Here is a 17,323-nt window from a genome sequence, read left to right as displayed (position 1 = left end):
TTCTCGTGAGGGTCTCACCAAGGGACTACGTAATTGCGGCATGCTGGGATTACCCAGATGCCTGGAAAAAGGAGAATAACGCATGAAGTTTTTTATCGATACCGCTGATCTAAATGATATTGAAGAGGCTGCAAGCTGGGGTATTTTGAGTGGCGTAACCACTAATCCTAGCCTGTATGCTCGTACGGGTGGCAAGCTGGCAGATTTTGAGGACCATATGGTCAAGATCTGCAAGATTGTTGGTGAAGACATCCCTGTTTCCGCCGAGTCCACAGCAGAGACCACGGAGGACATGATTGCCGAGGGTGTACGCTTGGCCGCTTTGGCTCCTAATATTGTTGTAAAGCTTCCTATTTGTGAGGCATCTCTGCCTGCAACGCATGAGCTGGCTAAGCGTGGTGTTCGTGTAAACATGACGCTGATCTTCTCGGCAACGCAAGCTTTGTTGGCTGCCCGCGCTGGTGCGCGCTACATTTCACCCTTTGTTGGTCGTTTTGACGACATTGCAGACGACGGCTTGGCCCAGCTGGAGACCATCGTAGATGCTGTTAAGAACTACGACTATGGCTACTGGGAGCAGGAGGGTGGCCCCGAGATCATTACGGCTTCTGTGCGTACGCCCAACCATGTAACCCAGGCTGCACTTATGGCTGCCGATATTGCAACCGTGCCGTTTGCCGCTCTTAAGAAGTGCGTACACCATCCTCTTACCGACAAGGGCCTTGAAGGCTTTGCTGCTGACTGGGCTAAGGTTGTTGCTCAGGCCTAATGCCTCAGCTTTATTGCGCAGGTTTTATTGCATAGACTTAAAGGTAGTTCGGATGTAGGAAGGTTTGAGGAGAAAAGCAATTCATGGAAATTCTTGAGTTACAAAAGATTGCCAATGAGATTCGCAAGAGCATCATTGTTGGTGTTCATGCGGCTAAATCTGGCCACCCAGGTGGGTCGCTGTCTGCTACAGAAATCTTTACCTACCTGTACTTTGTAGAGATGAATGTTGACCCTGCACACCCACAGGATCCCAAGCGTGACCGCTTTGTTCTGTCCAAGGGTCATTGCGCACCTGGTTTATATGCCACCTTGGCGCAAAAGGGATTTTTTGACAAGGAGCAGCTCACTACGCTGCGCCACGTGGATTCCATGCTGCAGGGTCACCCCAATATGCACGACACGCCTGGTGTAGATATGTCTACGGGTTCTTTGGGCCAGGGCATTTCTGCCGCCGTTGGCATGGCAACATCTGCCAAGCTGTACGGCGATGATTTTCACGTCTATGCCCTGATGGGCGACGGTGAGATTGAAGAGGGTCAGGTGTGGGAGGCCGCTATGTTTGCCGGCAACCACAAGTTGGACAACCTGACCGTTATTGTGGATAACAACAATCTCCAAATTGACGGTGCTGTTACTGAGGTAAATCCACCCTATCCCATTGACGAGAAGTTCCGCTCATTTAACTTCCACGTTATTAACGTAGCTGATGGCAATGACTTTGAGCAGCTCCAGGCTGCCTTCGAAGAGGCGCATACCGCGCACGATATGCCCGTTGCCATTGTCTGCAAAACGATCAAGGGCAAGGGCGTCTCGTACATGGAGAACCAGGTAGGATGGCACGGTAAGGCGCCTAATGACGAGCAGTACGAGCAGGCTTTGCTTGAGCTAGAAAAGATTGGAGAGCAGCTGTGAGCGATGTAAAGAAGATTGCTACACGCGACAGCTACGGCAATGCTTTGGTGGAGCTTGGTCGTGAGCATGAAGATATTGTTGTGCTGGATGCAGACTTGGCTGCCGCTACTAAGACCGGCATGTTTAAAGCGGCGTTTCCCGAGCGTTTTCTTAATGCGGGCATTGCCGAGTGTAACCTTATGGGTCTAGCTGCGGGCATTGCTACTACAGGTAAGGTTCCTTTTGCAAGTACCTTTGCTATGTTTGCTGCAGGTCGTGCGTTTGAGCAGATTCGCAACTCCATTGGGTACCCGCATCTTAACGTAAAGATTGGTGCTACCCACGCCGGCATTTCTGTTGGCGAGGACGGCGCTACCCATCAGTGCAACGAGGATATTGCACTCATGCGTACCATTCCAGGTATGGTTGTTATGACGCCTGCGGATGACGTAGAGGCTCGCGCTATGGTTCGCGCTGCATATGAGCACGAGGGTCCTGTGTACATGCGCTTTGGCCGTTTGGCTGCGCCGGTGTTTAATGATCCTAGCACCTACCAGTTTGAGCTGGGTCGTGGTATTACCCTGCGCGAGGGTAGCGATGTAACCATTATTGCTACTGGTCTTATGGTAAGTGCTGCTCTGGAGGCTGCTGCGTCACTTGCTGAGAAGGGCATTGATGCTGAAGTCATTAACATCCACACCATCAAACCTTTGGACGAAGAACTGGTGGTTGCTTCTGCTGCTAAGACCGGTAAGGTGGTAACGGTGGAGGAGCATTCCATTCTTGGTGGCTTGGGAGCTGCTGTTGCAGAGTGCTTGGGCGAGAAACAGCCAACGCGCATGCATCGTATGGGCATTCATGATGTATTTGGTGAGTCTGGTCCTGCTTTGGAGCTGCTTGCTAAGTACGGTTTGGATGCTGCGGGCATTGAGCGTGAAGTCAGTGCGTTTGTAGGATAGCCTATCAGGCATAATAGAGTAATGCCCCTACAAATGGGTTGCTACGACTGCTAGAGATTTCTAGCAGTCGTTTTTTATGCGTGTAATACGTCAGAGCGTTATTATTTCGACTATTTTTAATATTGAAAGAAAAATTATTCGATTCTCATCAAAATAAAAACAAATTTCTTGTATATTTATGGCTGTAAGAAAATAATTTCTTTTCATGTGGACTACTTAAGAAAAAGTGTTGATTAGTCGAGAAGAAAGGGGCTAGTATATGCAGATTGGTCTTGTTGGTCTTGGGAAGATGGGCCATAACTTAGCTCTGAACCTCAAGGATAAAGGACACGAGATTATCGGCTTTGACCTTTCGGAGGAAGCGCGTGAAGACGCTCGGCAAAACGATATTACCGTGGTCACAAGTCTTTCCGAGCAAATCAGTTTGCTTGCAGCCCCTCGCGTCCTATGGCTTATGGTTCCTTCAGGCTCAGCTACACAGGCAACTGTTGATGAGGCGCTGAGTTTGCTTGAACCGGGTGACGTGCTTATCGATGCTGGAAATTCCAATTACAAGGACTCCATGCGTCACGGTGATGCTTGCGCTAAGAAAGAAATCGGCTTTCTTGATGTTGGTACCTCGGGTGGTACCTCGGGTGCCCGTTATGGTGCCTGCCTTATGATAGGCGGTGACCGTGAGGTTTATGACTTTCTTGCTGAGGTTTTTGACCAAGTGTCCTGTGAAGATGGCTGTGCTTATGTAGGGCCGGCCGGCGCAGGTCATTTTATGAAGATGGTCCACAACGGTATTGAGTACGGAATGATGGAGGCGATTGGAGAGGGCTTTGCCATCATGCGCAAGGCGCCTTTTGACTATGATCTTGCCGTCGTTGCAAAGAACTGGAATCACGGTTCCGTTGTTCGCTCTTGGCTTATGGAACTTGCCGAAATGCAGCTGGTAGAGCATCCGGACCTTGCAGATATTAAGGGTATTGTTGCGGCATCAGGTGAAGCCAAGTGGACTGTTGAGGCTGCCCTTAATGAGGAAGTTCCGGCACCGGTTATTGCACAGGCACTCTTTGAGCGTAATGCCTCACAAATGAACGAGGAGAACTTCTCCAACAAGATGGTCTCTGCTCTGCGCAATGGCTTTGGTGGACATGCCATCGTGAGTAAGTAAGGGGATGTTATGGATACAGAGGCTCTTATTAGGCCCGAAGATATCCAGATTGGTATTGAGGCGCTTGACTGGGAAGACGCACTTAAGAAGGCTGCCACACCACTCATTGCTCAAGGTCATATCGAACCCGCCTATGTTGAGAGCATGATTCAAGCAGTAAAAGATCTTGGACCTTATATCGTTCTCGCGCCAGGCTTTGCACTTGGCCATGCTAGACCAAGTGGCGCAGTCCATCGGGCTTGCGTCTCTCTTGCCACGCTCAAGACTCCTATTACTTTTGGGAGTAAACAGAATGACCCTGTTGACGTAGTTATGATTCTTGCTGCTGTTGATGATACGTCACATATTGAACTTCTTCAAAAGCTTGTGCTCTTCCTTAACCAGAAGGGGAGTTTTGATATTTTGCGTTCAGCTAGAAGTGCGCAGGATGTTTGTGCAATTACCAAAGCAATTAATGGAAAGGGGTAAGGCAAATGGATGTGCTCAATTTCCTTGTATATCAGGTTCTTACAAACCAGACAATCTTTATTGGCTTAATTGCCTTGGGAGGACTACTTCTCCAAAAAAAGGAGCTCCCTCATGTCATTGATGGAGTTGTCAAGACGGTGGCAGGTCTTTTGGTTCTGTCTTCTGGAGCGGGCATTATCTTTCAATCGCTGTCCCAGGTAGTTACTGCCTTGAATGAAAGCATGGGTGTTGCGGGAACACTTCCCATCAATGATGCCGCTGGCGCTATGGTCTTGTCGCTTGAAGGCTACGGCAGAAACGCAGTACTGATTTTCCTCTTTGCCTTCTTGCTGCATCTGGTGCTAGTGCGCCTTGTTCCTGGCAAGGATTTTAAGAATGTATATCTGACAGCACACCTAGCTCTATTCCATGCCTGCTTTATGGCGGTTACGCTTCCTGTGGTTCTTGATACTACTAACAATGTAGTGATTATTGCTGTGGCTACGGTGCTGAATGCTGCATACTATACCTTCTCGCCAGCTATTACCCGAAAGCTTTCTCGCGAGTGGACCAAGGATGCCATTACCCTTGGTTTCATGGATCAGGTTGGTTCTCTTATTGCACATTTTGTGGGTAAGTTTGTAGGTAATCCAGAGGAGGATGCTGATAAGCTCAAGCTCCCCAAGTGGGCATCAATGTTTCGTGATAATACAGTTGTTCTGTTCTTCTTAATGCCCATTATTTTTGTTGGTATGGGTCTTGCGGTTGGCAGAGATGGTATTCAAGCTCTTGCTGGCACTGGCCCTGATGCTACCAACTGGATTATCTGGCTCATCATTCAAGGTTGGACATTTACTGCTGGCATTATCATTTTGCTGCAAGGTGTCCGCATGTTCGTTGGCTCTATTGTGCCTGCGTTTAAGGGAATCTCCGACAAGTTCCTTCCAAGTGCCGTACCTGCGCTTGATGCTCCAACCTTCTTTCCCTATTCACCTATGGGCGGTATGTTTGGCTTCCTTGGGTCATCTGTGGGTGCAATCGTAGTTTGCTTGCTTACTATCGTCTGCCATGCTCCGGTTATTGTCTTTCCTTCTCCAATCATTATGTACTTTGATGGCAACGTTATGGGTGTCTTTGGCAACAAGGCTGGCGGATGGAAAGGTGCTATCGCCGCAGGCCTTGTTACCGGCGCTATTACTTCTGCTGCAGCAATCCTCTTCTATCCAATTACGGGCACAATGTTTGGTTCTGGTGTTACCTGGTCCAACATTGACTACGCCCTCGTGTGGATGCCTGTGATGTACATACTCAAGTTCCTTCGTGGCCTGATTATGGGCTTCTAAGTAATGGTTTCTTTGGAGGTAAGCACCATGAAGATTTGTGCGGTTTGCGGTTTTGGAGTTGGCTCAAGCGTCATTGCCAAGATGAATATTGAAAGCATCCTTTCTCAGGAAGGAAAGGGTGATATTGAGGTGGAAACCGTTGACCTTGGAAGTGTAATGGGTGTTGATGCTGACGTCTTCTTTACCACTCATGAGCTATTTGACAATTTTCCAGACGAGCTCAAGCCTAAAACCGTAGTTTTGGACAATTTTGTTGACCTGGATTCAATTAAGGAAAAGCTCGACATGAAGTTGTCAGAATTTGGCGTTTAGCATGGCTTAGGATGTGGTGAGAAGTCTCTCTGTAGACGTTATTTGAGGAGTCAAAGGTGTCAGACATCGAGAGAATTACGAGACAAACTTGGATTGATGAGACCTTCCCTGTTTGGGGAACGTGGATGAATGAGGAGATTGAACGTACGAAGGTTATACTGGGGACGTTTGATATGTGGTGGCTTGGCAACATGGGAGTCTGGATCAAAAGCGAGGGCCAAACCAATGTTGCCATCGACCTATGGTGCGGAACAGGTAAGTGTACGCACGATCTTCCTCCTATGGGTCCAAGGCATCAGTTTGCTCGTATTGCCGGAGCAAGGATTCCACAGCCTAATCTGCGGCTTTCTCCAATAGTCTTTGATCCTTTTGCTATCCGTGATTTGGATGCTCTTCTCGTCACACACATCCATCACGATCATCTGGACAAAAACGTTGCTGCTGCAGTGCTTAAGGGAGTTGAGAAGGACATACCTTTTATAGGCCCACAGTATGTTGTTGATCAGTGGATCTCTTGGGGTGTACCTAAAAGTCGCTGTGTGGTTATGGTTCCCGGTAATGTTCTTTCTGTTGGTGACATGACTATTGAAGCGATTGAGTCTTTTGATAGGACAGTCCTTGTCACTGACTGTCCCGGAGAGCCTGTGCCACCTGATGATAAGGTGCCGTCTATGGATGAGCGTTCGATTGGTTACCTTATCACCACCCCAGCGGGGAGCGTATATCATGGTGGAGACTCGCACTTCTCGGTTGGATTTGCTGAACAGGGTAAACGTTTTGATATTGACGTGGCTCTTCTTGCTTTTGGTGAGAATCCTGTTGGTATACAAGACAAGATGACGTCTTCTGACATCCTGCGTGCTGCCGAATGCCTTAATGCAAAGGTAGTAATCCCGCTGCATTGGGATGCATGGACCAACACACTTGCCGATCCTCGAGAAATTGTGCGACTCTGGCAGGATCGCCGCGAGCTGTTGGGGTATCGTTTCCGGCCAATGGTCTGGCTTCCTGGTGGTAGATATACCTATCCTACGGATGCAACAAAGACCGAGTACTTCTACGATCGGGGATTTCCAGATATCTTTGAAAAACCAACGAACCTTCCGTATCCGTCGTTTCTGTAATTGAGGAAAAAGATCGCCTTCCTGCTTTTATTGGGTTTAGCTCCTTCGGGTGGTTGAGATAACCTCGCGAACTTCTTCTAATGAGCGACTTGCTGCACTCTCGTCAGAGAACATAACGATGGTATAGAGTGTATCGACAAGAGCAAGCTGAGAAATTCTTGAGGCTAGAGACTCGGAGCGGTAGGCGGTCTCCTCAGCGATGGTTACAAGACATGCGTCAGCAAGGGATGCGAGCGGAGAACTGGGATTGCTGGTGATGACAATGGTGGATGCTCCAACCTCACAAAGCTTCTCGGCAATTTGAATAGTTTGGAGATCGCGCCCAGAATGTGAGATGAGAAGTGCACAATCTTCCTCATTAGAGCGTGAAGCACGCATAAGTTGTAGATGGAAGTCTGCGTCATAAGCTACGCGCTTTGGCGTGCGCAAAAATTTATGGTAGGCATCCGCTGCTACTACAGAGCTTCCACCCATACCATAGAAGGTAAGCTGTGCGCATTTCTCGATAAGCCCCGCTGCGCGTGTAATATCCTGGTCAGACAGGAGTTCTCTTGTGTCCGTGAGTGATCGAATGCTGGATTCAAAGACCGTTTCTGCCATCTGTGTTGGTGTTGACTTGCGCGTTATATGTTCATGAATGGAGATTTCAGGATCAAATCCTTCCGCCGCAAGCGCTCCGCGGAAGTCTCTAAATCCTTCAAAGCCCAGCTTTCGAGTAAACTTGAAGACTGTTGAATCAGCCATGCCTAGCGTTTGCGCAATCTGACTGATAGTCATTTTTGATGTGGTGTGCGGATTTGCGAGGAGGAACTCTGCCAGTTGGCGTTCTTTCTCCGAGAAAGATGCCTCCAATGCACGAACCCTTACTCTGATGGTCTGACTAGCCATAACATCCCCTAAATTGTTGAGTCAAATTGAGTATATTCAAAAAAAGTTCGATATTTTTTATATTTCCGAGAAAATATACAGAAAGCAAGGCGGGAGAATTTTATCTCTTCCCGCTTGCTTTTTTGTATTGATTTCGCTGCTACAATAGAGAGTCATGCAAGAAGGGAGGGGCTTGTACATGGCGGACGAGAATCACGATCTTCTCGATAGTCTTATTGACATTCAAAGTGATTGGAACGCCGTGTCCAATCCGCTGGATACCGTGCTGGGGATGCTTTCTGCAGATCCCGAGCAGGCCAAGCCGTTTAATCCAGGGGATTACAAGTTTCGCCCGCGCGCTAATACCATCCCGTGCACGCGCTGTATGACCAAGGACGAGGGCACGTGTTCTGCCTGCATAGACGTGTGTCCCGTGAACGCCATTACCATTGATACGAGTGCAATTCATGTGTCCGATGCCTGCCGCAAGTGCGGTCTGTGTATTGCGGCCTGTCCCACGGATGCATTTACGGATTCTCACCATTCTGCGCGGCAGCTGTACGACGAGATTGCTACTGCCTGCTCATCTCACGAGATGTGCTATATAACCTGCACGCGTGCGCTCAAGCGTAAGCCAGAGGCCAATGAGATTTTGTTGCCATGTGTAGGCGCGGTTCCCACTGAGGTGTGGTTTTCTATTTTGGTTGACTATCCCAACGTGAGCGTATATTTACCGGAAGGCGTTTGCGACAAGTGCCAAACCACCACAGGTGAGGCTTGCTATACAAAATTTATTGGTCGTGCAGAGGAGCTGACGGGTCGCTCGGTTGGTCTGGAGACTCAGGCGCGCGCCCTTAACCATGCAAAGAAGCGCAGCTATGAGCGTAGGCAGTTTGTCAATAATGCTATGCAAGTGGGTCAAAATGTACTGGCAGTAAGCAATCCTGTTCTGGCGAGTGCACAGGCGGTTCAGCGCAAGCTGCAAGCACACGGCAGGCAAATCAACGAGCTACAAAACTCGTTGGAGCGCATTGCAGGGTCTTCTACCTCGGCACGGCGCAAGCGTACGATTGTGCAAAAGCGACAGCTGCTGTTAAGCGCTCTGCAGGATCATCCGCGCCTGGCCGACCGCTTTGAGCCTCAAGTTGCGGTGTGTGACAACACAAAGTGCACCTCTTGTGGGCTGTGCGTGGATGTGTGCCCTACGCATTGTGTGGATTTGGATCCACGTGGTCATGTAACCGTTGAGCCCATTTACTGTATGGACTGCAGTGCTTGTACTCGTGCGTGTCCAACCAATGCGCTGTTTATGGAGCCGTATGATCCGGCGTTGTTGGTGGTTAAAGATGAAACCGCCAAACGTGCAGAAGAGGCTCTTGAGCGCCAGAAGGCAGAGCTTGCGCGCCTGAAGGAACAGGGCAAGCAGCAGCTTATGCGCGGTCTAGCTGCACTTGAATCCCATGGTGAAAACGGCCAGATTACCGCCCAAGGCATTGGTGCGGCCATCAAGGCAGTTACGACGTTTGATGCTCCTGCCGAGAAGAACGACGCGGTGGGGGAGACGTCGGCGACGATGGCTACCTTGACGGCGACGACGGCGGCGACGGAAGCAGCGGCGGCAGCCACGGCATCGGAGGCAGTCACCGATCAGCCGCTCGACAAACCCGCGCCAGCGCCTGCATCTGCCCCCATGGCACCTCCAGTATTTGTGGCCACCCAGCGTGCAGCTCAAATGGAGGAAGCAGCTTCTGATACCATTGCATATCAGCAAGATGCTGCAGAGGACGCTGCGGAGGAAGAAGAGCCTTGTGTGCATAAGCTTGCTCCAAGCGGACGGACTTCTCTGCAGGCGATACAAGTTGTACCGTCAGTATCGTAATCTTGCACCTGTGGCCGGACGCTTTGTAAGAGCGCACGCCACAAGACTGTGTTACGAAAATGCGTACCGTAAGAACGCACACTAGAAGAACAAACGTTAAGGAAAGGTAAGGACATGTCCCTGTCCATCGGAATTGTTGGTCTTCCTAATGTTGGCAAGTCTACCCTGTTTACCGCGCTTACGCGCAAGGGGGGTCTTGCGGCAAATTATCCGTTTGCAACAATCGATCCTAATGTGGGCATTGTGGATGTACCGGATCCTCGTTTGGCCGAGCTGGCAAAGATCGTCAACCCTGGTCGTATTGTGCCGGCAACCGTTGAGTTTGTGGACATTGCTGGTTTGGTAAAGGGCGCCAACGCAGGCGAGGGCCTGGGCAATCAGTTTCTAGCCAATATCCGCGAGACGGACGCTATTTGTCAGGTGGTTCGCTACTTTGGTGATCCCGACGTTGTCCATGTAGAGGGTCGCGTGGATCCCGCTTCTGACGTGGAGATTATCAACACAGAGCTCATCTTGGCCGACCTTGCCTCGCTGGAAAAAGCGCTCCCCAAGATTGAAAAAGAAGCAAAGCGCGATAAGGACGTGTTGCCTAAGCTTGCTATTGGCCGCAAGCTGGAGGCCTGGCTCAATGAAGGCAATCGTGCAGCAACCATGGACATGACCGATGATGAGCGCGCGGCGGCTTATGACCTCTTCCTGCTTACCATGAAGCCCGTGCTCTACGTGGCAAATGTGGATGAAGATGGTTTGGGCAAAGAGCTTGCGACCCTTGATGGGCAGCAACCCATTGCAGTGTGCGCTGAGGTTGAGGCAGAACTTGCAGACCTTGACCCTGCAGAAGCAGAGGAATATCTGGAGTCTTTGGGTCTCGAGAAGAGCGGGCTGGAGACACTTGCTCAGGCTGCCTATAAACTTCTTGGCCTGCAGAGCTACTTTACAGCGGGAGAGATGGAAGTTAAGGCTTGGACCATTCCCATTGGCGCCAAGGCTCCGCAGGCAGCTGGTGTAATCCACTCTGACTTTGAGCGCGGCTTCATTAAAGCGGAAGTTGCGAGCTACGAAGACTACGTTGCCCTTGGCGGCGAGGCTGGTTGCAAGGCAGCTGGTAAGTTGCGCATGGAGGGCAAGGAATACGTCGTTGCGGATGGCGACGTCATGCATTTCCGCTTTAACGTCTAAGGGCAGGCTCTAAACTCCTCAGAGCTTATCAAGAGGCTTATCGAGAAACCCATTCAAAAGTTTATACACTTGGTGGTCACGGCTGGTTTCATGTGGCCGATTGGCTGGTTGCAGCCAATCGGGACTGTTGATAGCACGTGCCAGCCTGCCAGCCCGTAAGCCCGCAAGCCTTGCCTACCTAGCTGCCCGCCTGCTTATCAACCAACCAACCTACCTACCCGTTGGATTTATCGGCACCCACAATGAGAATCACGTCGTAGCTGGTATCGTACGAGCCATTGTTCTTCATAACCTGGATGTCGCCACCCAAAGCCTTGTTAACGGCGTTGGCGCGCGCCTCGTGATCACCGTTATACACAATGAGCGTGTTGGAATAGCTGCTCTTGGCGGTGTCTGCGACGGCATCAAAGCCTTGGTTGGACAGAGATTGACTAATTCTGCCAGCAAGACCATTTACACCAGCGGCGTTAAGGACATGCACCGTGCCAGAATACTCAGTTTCACCTGTTGTAGAGCTGCTCTTGTTGTCCTTGGAACTGTTGTTTGCAGTGCCGCCGCTACTGGGGCTATTGCTAATGCCGCCTGTGACGCCGGCCAAACCCTTAGTGGGGTTATCGTCCTCACTCTCGTAGGGGGAGAGACCCTGGTCAACGCGCTGCATCATCTTTTTCCACTCGGCGGTGTTGCAAATCTCGTACCAGGTTTGGTTTACGTACTTGGAGGTAGTAGGCTCCATGCCGTGGTAAATGTCCGTAGAGGTGTTAAGCCCGCGCAGCGAGGTGGCCAGGCCAATAATAGAGTTCACGTCCATATCGGTAGTAACGGAACCAGAAAGCTTAGCAACAACGGTAGCCATGGAAACGGGGTCAAGCTGCAGGATCTTCTTGCCAATGGCAGAGATGACCATGCGCTGATTGGCGGCACGATACATGTCGCCGTCGCCGTAGGCATCGTAGGCATGGCGCGCGCGGCACAACACCAAGGCCTGCTCGCCGTTAAGGGTTTGCTGACCGGCTTCTATTACCTTGCCGGTTCCCTTTGAGTCATCCACCTTGATGGGCACGTTAACGTCAATGCCGCCAATGGTATCAACCACAGAGACAAAGTTATCAAAGTCAATATCTGCATAGTGGGAGATGGGAACGCCGGCAAATTTTGAAATGACCTCGGTGGCATAGCTGGCACCGCCTATAGCGTACGCAGCATTGATCTTTTGCTTACCATTTTTGCCCAGGTCAACAAGGGTGTCTCGGTGGATGGACACCAGCGTCACTTTTTTGTTTTTGGGGTCAATGCGCGCCAGCATAATGGAGTCAGAGCGGTAAGCATGTTCGTCCGCGCCGTATTGCTTGCTGTTGACGCGGTCTTGATCCTTGTCTACGCCGAGCAGCAAAATATAGAAGGGGTCGCCCGCTTCGGTTATATGCAGTTGGTTGAGAAGCGCGTTATCAATACCGGCGCGCAGGCTGGCGTTAATGCCGCTAATGTACACCAGAGCAACAATGACAAGTGCAGCGAGCGTAGTGCCAAAAGCAGCGCCAATACCTTTGAGGAGGGACTTTCGAGAACGTTTTTTGCGCAAGGACGTGTACCGATCGAGTGCAGCGGCACCGCGTGAGATTGCATGAGACGCATCCGAAGATGCTAATTCCTTCTCGATCTTCTCGGCATGCTTGGTTTTACGAGACACGCGAGCTCCTTACGTTAGGGTATGTCGTGCGACTTTCGCGATTATGCTGTGCTGTGTCGCCTCATTGCCATAATTCATCTATCATAACGAGTATAAAGGTTCAGCGGGATGAGGACTGTAATTCCGTCATCTTGTCACATAGCACGCGCAAAAACTCATGCAAATCGGAGGAACGTTAATGTCACAGAGCACAAAGGTAAGCAGTCATTCAGGTACAGATCAGCTCGTAGCCGTGCTTGATTTTGGTGCACAGTATGGTCAGCTGATCGCGCGTCGCGTACGTGACCTGCACGTGTACTCAGAAATTGTCCCCTGTGATATTAGTGCGGCAGAGCTTGCGGACCTGCATCCGTCTGCCATTATCCTGTCCGGCGGTCCTGCCTCCGTGTATGCCGAGGATGCACCAGATATGGATCCGGCCATCTTTGATATGGGTCTGCCTATTTTGGGCTTTTGCTATGGCGAGCAAATCATGGCTAAGGTGCTTGGCGGCACGGTTGCTCACACCGAGAAGGGCGAGTATGGTCCTGCAACACTAACCCGTGAGGGTGAATCGCGCCTGTTGGAGGGTACGCCCACCGATGCTCAAACGGTTTGGATGAGCCACCGCGATGCAGTAAGCCAGCTGCCCGAGGGCTTTGTGGTAACGGCAAGCACACAGACCTGCCCCGTTGCTGCGTATGAGAACGCAGATCGTATGCTGTTTGCAACTCAGTTCCACCCCGAGGTGCGCCACACGCAGTACGGAACCACCATGCTGTCCAACTTCCTGTTTAAGATTTGCGGCCTTGAGGCCAATTGGACCATGGATAACGTTATTGAAACCAAGGTGGCAGAAATCCGTTCTCAAATTGGGGACGACAAGGTCATTCTGGCGCTTTCTGGTGGTGTGGACTCTGCTGTAACGGCAGCGTTGGTTCACCGCGCGGTGGGTGATCAGCTGACCTGCGTGTTTGTCAACCATGGCATGTTGCGCAAAGGCGAGCCGGAAAGCGTAGAGAAGATCTTTACGCAGCAGTTCAACATTCCTCTGGCGCACGTTCACGCGCAGGAGCGCTATGCGCGCCTATTGGCCGGCGTGACCGACCCCGAGAAGAAGCGCAAAATTATTGGCCGTGAGTTTTGGAAGGTCTTCTTTGAGGAGGCCCAAAAGCTGGATGGCGTAAAGTTCCTTGCTCAGGGCACCATTTATCCCGACATCATTGAGTCTGGAGCGCGCAAGACGGGCGGCAAGGCGTCCACTATCAAGAGCCACCACAATCTAATTCCCTTCCCCGAAGGCGTGCGCTTTGATTTGGTAGAGCCTCTGGATCACTTCTTTAAGGATGAAGTCCGCGCGTTGGGTAGTGCCCTTGGTCTGCCCGATACGATGGTGTATCGCCAGCCGTTCCCCGGTCCTGGCCTGGCTATTCGTATCATTGGAGAGATTACTGCCGAGAAGCTCAACGTGCTCAAGGACGCCGATCTTATCGTGAGGGAAGAGCTGGATGCGTACAACCAGCGCCTGTTTGAGCAGACGGGGGAGCGCAACTCCGAGCATGCGTGCTGGCAATATTTTGCTGTGCTGCCCGATATCCGTTCTGTTGGTGTTATGGGCGACGAGCGCACCTATGGTCGCACTATTATTTTGCGCGCTGTGGAGTCCAGCGACGCCATGACAGCGGATTGGGCAAAGCTGCCGTATGACGTGTTGGGCCGCATTTCTGGTCGTGTGGTGAGCGAGGTTGAAGGCATCAACCGCGTGGTCTACGACATTACGCCCAAGCCGCCTGCAACGATTGAGTGGGAGTAGGCCGATAGGGCTCTGACCTGCGATTTTGAGTGCCGCACTGTGCCGCTGAGTTTCGTTTCGTATGCGACTCACGGCAAAGCCGCCAGCGACGGCGGTGAGTAAATACGATAACCGAGCCTCCGTTCCAGTGCTGGGACGGAGGCTTTTTCTTTGCCGTTTTACTCCCTTTTACCTGCGATTTCGCCATTTACTCCCCGTGTTTCAAGACGGCAAGGCACTGGGCGGTATTCGGAGGATTGGGAGTAAGGATTTATCCCAAGTGAGTGGACGCGCGATTTTTGTCCCCGAGGGCGAAACGGGGCCGTTTCGGGGCCCGTGAAACTCAAATCGAACTCAATGGGCTTTTCGGCGGTCTCCGCACGGCGTTTCCCCAGGTGGTTAATGGGGAGTAAAGAATCTTGCTGCCTCAATGAAAACGGGAGTAACCAGGGGAAATGCCGCGACGTACTGCTGCGTGCCGCCATATAAGCCACCGTGTTATTTACTCCCCACGTACGCTGGAAATGCCTTGGCATGCAATGGGGAGTAAAAACTCAGCGTACGCAGGGGCGAGCAGGCGACGACCACCGCCTGGTCTGCATCTAGATTCGATTGCGTTGGTTGTGAAACGCGGAGAACCGTTACAGCGAGGCTTTCCAGTCCTCGTACTCTTCGGCGTCGATCATGCCGTTCTCGAGCTGTGCGCGCTTCTCTGCCCAGAGCTCGATCGCCATCGCGGTTTTGGGTGCATGCGGCGCCTTAGGATTCAGGGAGAGTCCCGTGCCGTCGGCCGTGGGCACGATGCCGAAGGAGTCCTCTAACCGCACAAGCAGCGACATGAGGTCGCCCGCGGTCTCGACGCCGTAATCCTTGAGGGCGTTGACGGACACGCCTAGTGCTGCGGCGATGGATTCGAGCAGCTCGGGCTTCACGGCGCGGATGCCGCTCTCGTAGTGGCGCACGGCCCCCTCGGTCAGACCGACCGCCTCGGCGAGCTGCGCCTGCGTCATGCCGCGCAACTTGCGGTGCCGCCTTATGTTTTCGCCTACGGACATGCGCCCTCCTCTTGGAATTACGTACCCGCATATCTTATCAGCGTACGCAAATGTACGCAATTCTATTGACAGTACGGATGCGTACGTTTACTCTCAATCTGTAAACCGTACATATCCGTACGCTATTGACTGGAGGAGCCATGGACGAGAAGGTGGCGAAGACGCCGAGGCCGCACATGCTGGACGTCGACGAGGTCGCGGAGCTGCTGAGGATCAAGAAAGGAAGCGCCTACGAGGTGATCAGGAAGATAAACGCTGAGCAGGAGGCGCGCGGGCGCGTGGTGATCCGTGGGCGCGTTAGAAGCGATGTCTTCGACGCCCTGTACTTCCCGGAGGTGGACTGACATGCCCGTGTACAAGGACGACAACAACGGCACGTTCTACGTGCAGTGCTACTACCGCGACGCCCGCGGCTCGAAGCGCCACAAGACGAAGCGCGGCTTCTCCTCCGAGGTGGAGGCCGCAGTGTGGGAGGGCCAGTTCAAGAGCCTTAACGGCGGGGCCATGGACATGACGTTCTCCGAGTTCGTCGAGGTGTACGCCTCCGAGGTGAGGCCGCGCATACGCGAGCACACGTGGATCACCAAGGAGTACATCATCAACGACAAGCTCGTGCCGTTCTTCGGGGACATGCGCATGTGCGACGTGAGGCCGATCGACGTCATCAGGTGGCAAAACGAGCTCACCGAACACCGGGACGCCGGTGGGAAGCCCTGGGCGCCGACGTATCTGCGCACGGTGAACAACCAGCTCAACGCCATCTTCAACCACGCCGAGCGCTACTACGGCCTCACCGACAACCCGGTGCGCAGGGTCGACAAGATAGGCTCGAAGAAGGGCGGCGAGATGCAGTTCTGGACCAAGGACGAGTACCTGAGGTTCAGCGAGGCCGTCATGGACAAGCCGCTCTCGTTCCACGCCTTCGAGCTGCTCTACTGGACGGGCATCCGCTGCGGCGAGCTCCTGGCGCTCACTCCGTCCGACTTCATGCTGGAGAGCTCGCGGCTGCGCATCAACAAGTCGTACCAGAGCCTCCACGGCGTGGACACCGTGACCGACCCCAAGACGCCAAAGTCGGTGCGCACGATCGTCATGCCCGCCTTCCTGCGCGACGAGATGGCGGACTTCATCGAGATGCGCGACGACGTTGCACCCGACGAGCGCCTATTTGCCGTGACCAAGCACTTCCTGGCCCATGAGATGGAACGCGGGTGCAAGGCGTCGTGCGTGAAACGCATCCGCATACACGATATACGCCACAGCCATGTGAGCCTGCTGATCGAGATGGGCTTCTCCGCGCTGGCCATCGCCGAGCGCATGGGCCACGAGGCGGTGGACATCACCTACCGCTACGCGCATCTGTTCCCGACGAAGCAGGACGAGATGGCCGCCGCGCTCGACGGAGCGAGGGGGTAAGCAAGATGCCGTGCGAGAACAGCGCCCGCAAGCGCAGCAAGACGATGGCGTTCCGCTGCACGCCCGAGGAGCACAAGCTCATATGCGAGATGGCCGCCTGGAGCGGCATGCTCAGGCAGGACTACATCATCGCTAAGCTCACCGATACCCAGGTTGAGGTGAGGCCCTCCGTGAGCGTTCAGAAGGCGTTGAAGGACTCGATGGCGGAATTGGCCAAGGAGGTACGGCTGGCGGCCTCCTACGGCGAACTGAGCGATTCCCTGCAGCAGAGGGTTGAGCTCGTGGTGAAGTTCTTCCTGGCGCTCGGCGAGCCTGTTGACGCACCAGTAGAGGATGAAGCGCAAATGAAAGCGCCCTCGGCTGCACCGAAGACGCCTGAAGCCGGCTCCGATGGCGACACGAGCATCTTCGGGATGGGGCGCGGGTAGCGGCACGTTTGAAACCACCACGCGAAACGAAT

Annotated in this window: 17 protein-coding genes; 14 read left to right on the top strand and 3 right to left on the bottom strand. The window is 52.6% G+C overall.

The features are described 5' to 3' along the window. Positions 1-82: 82 nt before the first annotated feature. From HMPREF1091_RS07405 to ulaG, 8 genes are all read left to right on the top strand, one after another. Positions 83-769: a transaldolase family protein gene (locus HMPREF1091_RS07405; RefSeq protein WP_002564188.1), complete on the top strand. Its 687-nt coding sequence runs from the start codon at positions 83-85 to the stop codon at positions 767-769. An 83-nt stretch (positions 770-852) separates the two neighbouring features. After that, entirely contained in the window at positions 853-1,683 is an 831-nt protein-coding gene (locus HMPREF1091_RS07400; RefSeq protein WP_002564187.1) for a transketolase, read from the top strand. Continuing rightward, positions 1,680-2,621 carry a transketolase family protein gene (locus HMPREF1091_RS07395; protein WP_002564186.1) on the top strand — a complete coding sequence of 314 codons (942 nt, stop codon included), beginning with the start codon at positions 1,680-1,682 and terminating at the stop codon, positions 2,619-2,621. Before HMPREF1091_RS07400 ends, HMPREF1091_RS07395 begins: the two co-directional genes overlap by 4 nt. 259 nt (positions 2,622-2,880) lie before the next feature. Continuing rightward, complete coding sequence (gene gnd, locus HMPREF1091_RS07390) at positions 2,881-3,780, top strand: phosphogluconate dehydrogenase (NAD(+)-dependent, decarboxylating) (RefSeq protein WP_002564185.1); 900 nt, start codon at positions 2,881-2,883, stop codon at positions 3,778-3,780. Positions 3,781-3,789: 9 nt separating this feature from the next. After that, positions 3,790-4,248 carry a PTS sugar transporter subunit IIA gene (locus HMPREF1091_RS07385; protein WP_002564184.1) on the top strand — a complete coding sequence of 153 codons (459 nt, stop codon included), beginning with the start codon at positions 3,790-3,792 and terminating at the stop codon, positions 4,246-4,248. A 5-nt stretch (positions 4,249-4,253) separates the two neighbouring features. Further along, on the top strand, positions 4,254-5,570 hold the full coding sequence (locus HMPREF1091_RS07380; RefSeq protein ID WP_002564183.1) for a PTS transporter subunit IIC: 1,317 nt from the start codon (positions 4,254-4,256) through the stop codon (positions 5,568-5,570). A gap of 3 nt (positions 5,571-5,573) precedes the next feature. Beyond that, on the top strand, positions 5,574-5,882 hold the full coding sequence (locus tag HMPREF1091_RS07375; protein ID WP_021736005.1) for a PTS sugar transporter subunit IIB: 309 nt from the start codon (positions 5,574-5,576) through the stop codon (positions 5,880-5,882). Between the two features lie 56 nt (positions 5,883-5,938). Then, positions 5,939-7,006: an L-ascorbate 6-phosphate lactonase gene (ulaG, locus tag HMPREF1091_RS07370; RefSeq protein ID WP_002564181.1), complete on the top strand. Its 1,068-nt coding sequence runs from the start codon at positions 5,939-5,941 to the stop codon at positions 7,004-7,006. A gap of 36 nt (positions 7,007-7,042) precedes the next feature. On the opposite strand, the gene HMPREF1091_RS07365 is transcribed toward ulaG, so the two are convergent. Beyond that, positions 7,043-7,894, bottom strand: coding sequence for a MurR/RpiR family transcriptional regulator (locus tag HMPREF1091_RS07365; protein WP_002564180.1), 852 nt, complete (start codon positions 7,892-7,894; stop codon positions 7,043-7,045). Positions 7,895-8,072: 178 nt separating this feature from the next. Here HMPREF1091_RS07365 and HMPREF1091_RS07360 point away from each other — a divergent pair, with 178 nt between their 5' ends. Both HMPREF1091_RS07360 and ychF read left to right on the top strand, forming a co-directional pair. Next, positions 8,073-9,752: a 4Fe-4S binding protein gene (locus tag HMPREF1091_RS07360; protein WP_002564179.1), complete on the top strand. Its 1,680-nt coding sequence runs from the start codon at positions 8,073-8,075 to the stop codon at positions 9,750-9,752. 114 nt (positions 9,753-9,866) lie between these two features. Further along, entirely contained in the window at positions 9,867-10,931 is a 1,065-nt protein-coding gene (gene ychF / locus HMPREF1091_RS07355; protein WP_002564178.1) for a redox-regulated ATPase YchF, read from the top strand. A 214-nt stretch (positions 10,932-11,145) separates the two neighbouring features. On the opposite strand, the gene HMPREF1091_RS07350 is transcribed toward ychF, so the two are convergent. Next, complete coding sequence (locus HMPREF1091_RS07350; protein ID WP_002564177.1) at positions 11,146-12,621, bottom strand: LCP family protein; 1,476 nt, start codon at positions 12,619-12,621, stop codon at positions 11,146-11,148. 178 nt (positions 12,622-12,799) lie between these two features. On the opposite strand from HMPREF1091_RS07350, the gene guaA reads away from it, so the two are divergent. Next, positions 12,800-14,413, top strand: coding sequence for a glutamine-hydrolyzing GMP synthase (guaA, locus tag HMPREF1091_RS07345; protein WP_002564176.1), 1,614 nt, complete (start codon positions 12,800-12,802; stop codon positions 14,411-14,413). A 620-nt stretch (positions 14,414-15,033) separates the two neighbouring features. Here guaA and HMPREF1091_RS07340 read toward each other — a convergent pair. Beyond that, positions 15,034-15,447 carry a helix-turn-helix domain-containing protein gene (locus tag HMPREF1091_RS07340; RefSeq protein ID WP_002564175.1) on the bottom strand — a complete coding sequence of 138 codons (414 nt, stop codon included), beginning with the start codon at positions 15,445-15,447 and terminating at the stop codon, positions 15,034-15,036. Positions 15,448-15,587: 140 nt separating this feature from the next. Here HMPREF1091_RS07340 and HMPREF1091_RS07335 point away from each other — a divergent pair, with 140 nt between their 5' ends. The 3 genes from HMPREF1091_RS07335 to HMPREF1091_RS07325 are packed head-to-tail and all read left to right on the top strand — an operon-like array spanning position 15,588 to position 17,291. Further along, a complete protein-coding gene (locus HMPREF1091_RS07335; protein ID WP_002564174.1) occupies positions 15,588-15,791 on the top strand; it encodes a hypothetical protein in 204 nt (67 codons plus the stop codon). A gap of 1 nt (position 15,792) precedes the next feature. Then, complete coding sequence (locus HMPREF1091_RS07330) at positions 15,793-16,863, top strand: site-specific integrase (protein WP_002564173.1); 1,071 nt, start codon at positions 15,793-15,795, stop codon at positions 16,861-16,863. 5 nt (positions 16,864-16,868) lie between these two features. Then, a complete protein-coding gene (locus HMPREF1091_RS07325) occupies positions 16,869-17,291 on the top strand; it encodes a plasmid mobilization protein (RefSeq protein WP_002564172.1) in 423 nt (140 codons plus the stop codon). The last annotated feature ends 32 nt before the right edge of the window (positions 17,292-17,323 follow it).

Source organism: Atopobium minutum 10063974, assembly GCF_000364325.1.
In the GTDB taxonomy this organism is placed as follows: Bacteria; Actinomycetota; Coriobacteriia; order Coriobacteriales; family Atopobiaceae; genus Atopobium; species Atopobium minutum.
This window is presented reverse-complemented; position numbering and strand designations above follow the sequence as displayed.

Bases quoted from the DNA above. Each gene is read 5' to 3' on its own strand.
- HMPREF1091_RS07405 (WP_002564188.1), top strand. From the start codon at position 83: ATGAAGTTTTTTATCGATACCGCTGATCTAAATGATATTGAAGAGGCT.
- HMPREF1091_RS07400 (WP_002564187.1), top strand. From the start codon at position 853: ATGGAAATTCTTGAGTTACAAAAGATTGCCAATGAGATTCGCAAGAGC.
- gnd (WP_002564185.1), top strand. From the start codon at position 2,881: ATGCAGATTGGTCTTGTTGGTCTTGGGAAGATGGGCCATAACTTAGCT.
- HMPREF1091_RS07385 (WP_002564184.1), top strand. From the start codon at position 3,790: ATGGATACAGAGGCTCTTATTAGGCCCGAAGATATCCAGATTGGTATT.
- HMPREF1091_RS07380 (WP_002564183.1), top strand. From the start codon at position 4,254: ATGGATGTGCTCAATTTCCTTGTATATCAGGTTCTTACAAACCAGACA.
- HMPREF1091_RS07375 (WP_021736005.1), top strand. From the start codon at position 5,574: ATGGTTTCTTTGGAGGTAAGCACCATGAAGATTTGTGCGGTTTGCGGT.
- HMPREF1091_RS07365 (WP_002564180.1), bottom strand. From the start codon at position 7,894: ATGGCTAGTCAGACCATCAGAGTAAGGGTTCGTGCATTGGAGGCATCT.
- HMPREF1091_RS07360 (WP_002564179.1), top strand. From the start codon at position 8,073: ATGGCGGACGAGAATCACGATCTTCTCGATAGTCTTATTGACATTCAA.
- ychF (WP_002564178.1), top strand. From the start codon at position 9,867: ATGTCCCTGTCCATCGGAATTGTTGGTCTTCCTAATGTTGGCAAGTCT.
- guaA (WP_002564176.1), top strand. From the start codon at position 12,800: ATGTCACAGAGCACAAAGGTAAGCAGTCATTCAGGTACAGATCAGCTC.
- HMPREF1091_RS07340 (WP_002564175.1), bottom strand. From the start codon at position 15,447: ATGTCCGTAGGCGAAAACATAAGGCGGCACCGCAAGTTGCGCGGCATG.
- HMPREF1091_RS07335 (WP_002564174.1), top strand. From the start codon at position 15,588: ATGGACGAGAAGGTGGCGAAGACGCCGAGGCCGCACATGCTGGACGTC.
- HMPREF1091_RS07330 (WP_002564173.1), top strand. From the start codon at position 15,793: ATGCCCGTGTACAAGGACGACAACAACGGCACGTTCTACGTGCAGTGC.
- HMPREF1091_RS07325 (WP_002564172.1), top strand. From the start codon at position 16,869: ATGCCGTGCGAGAACAGCGCCCGCAAGCGCAGCAAGACGATGGCGTTC.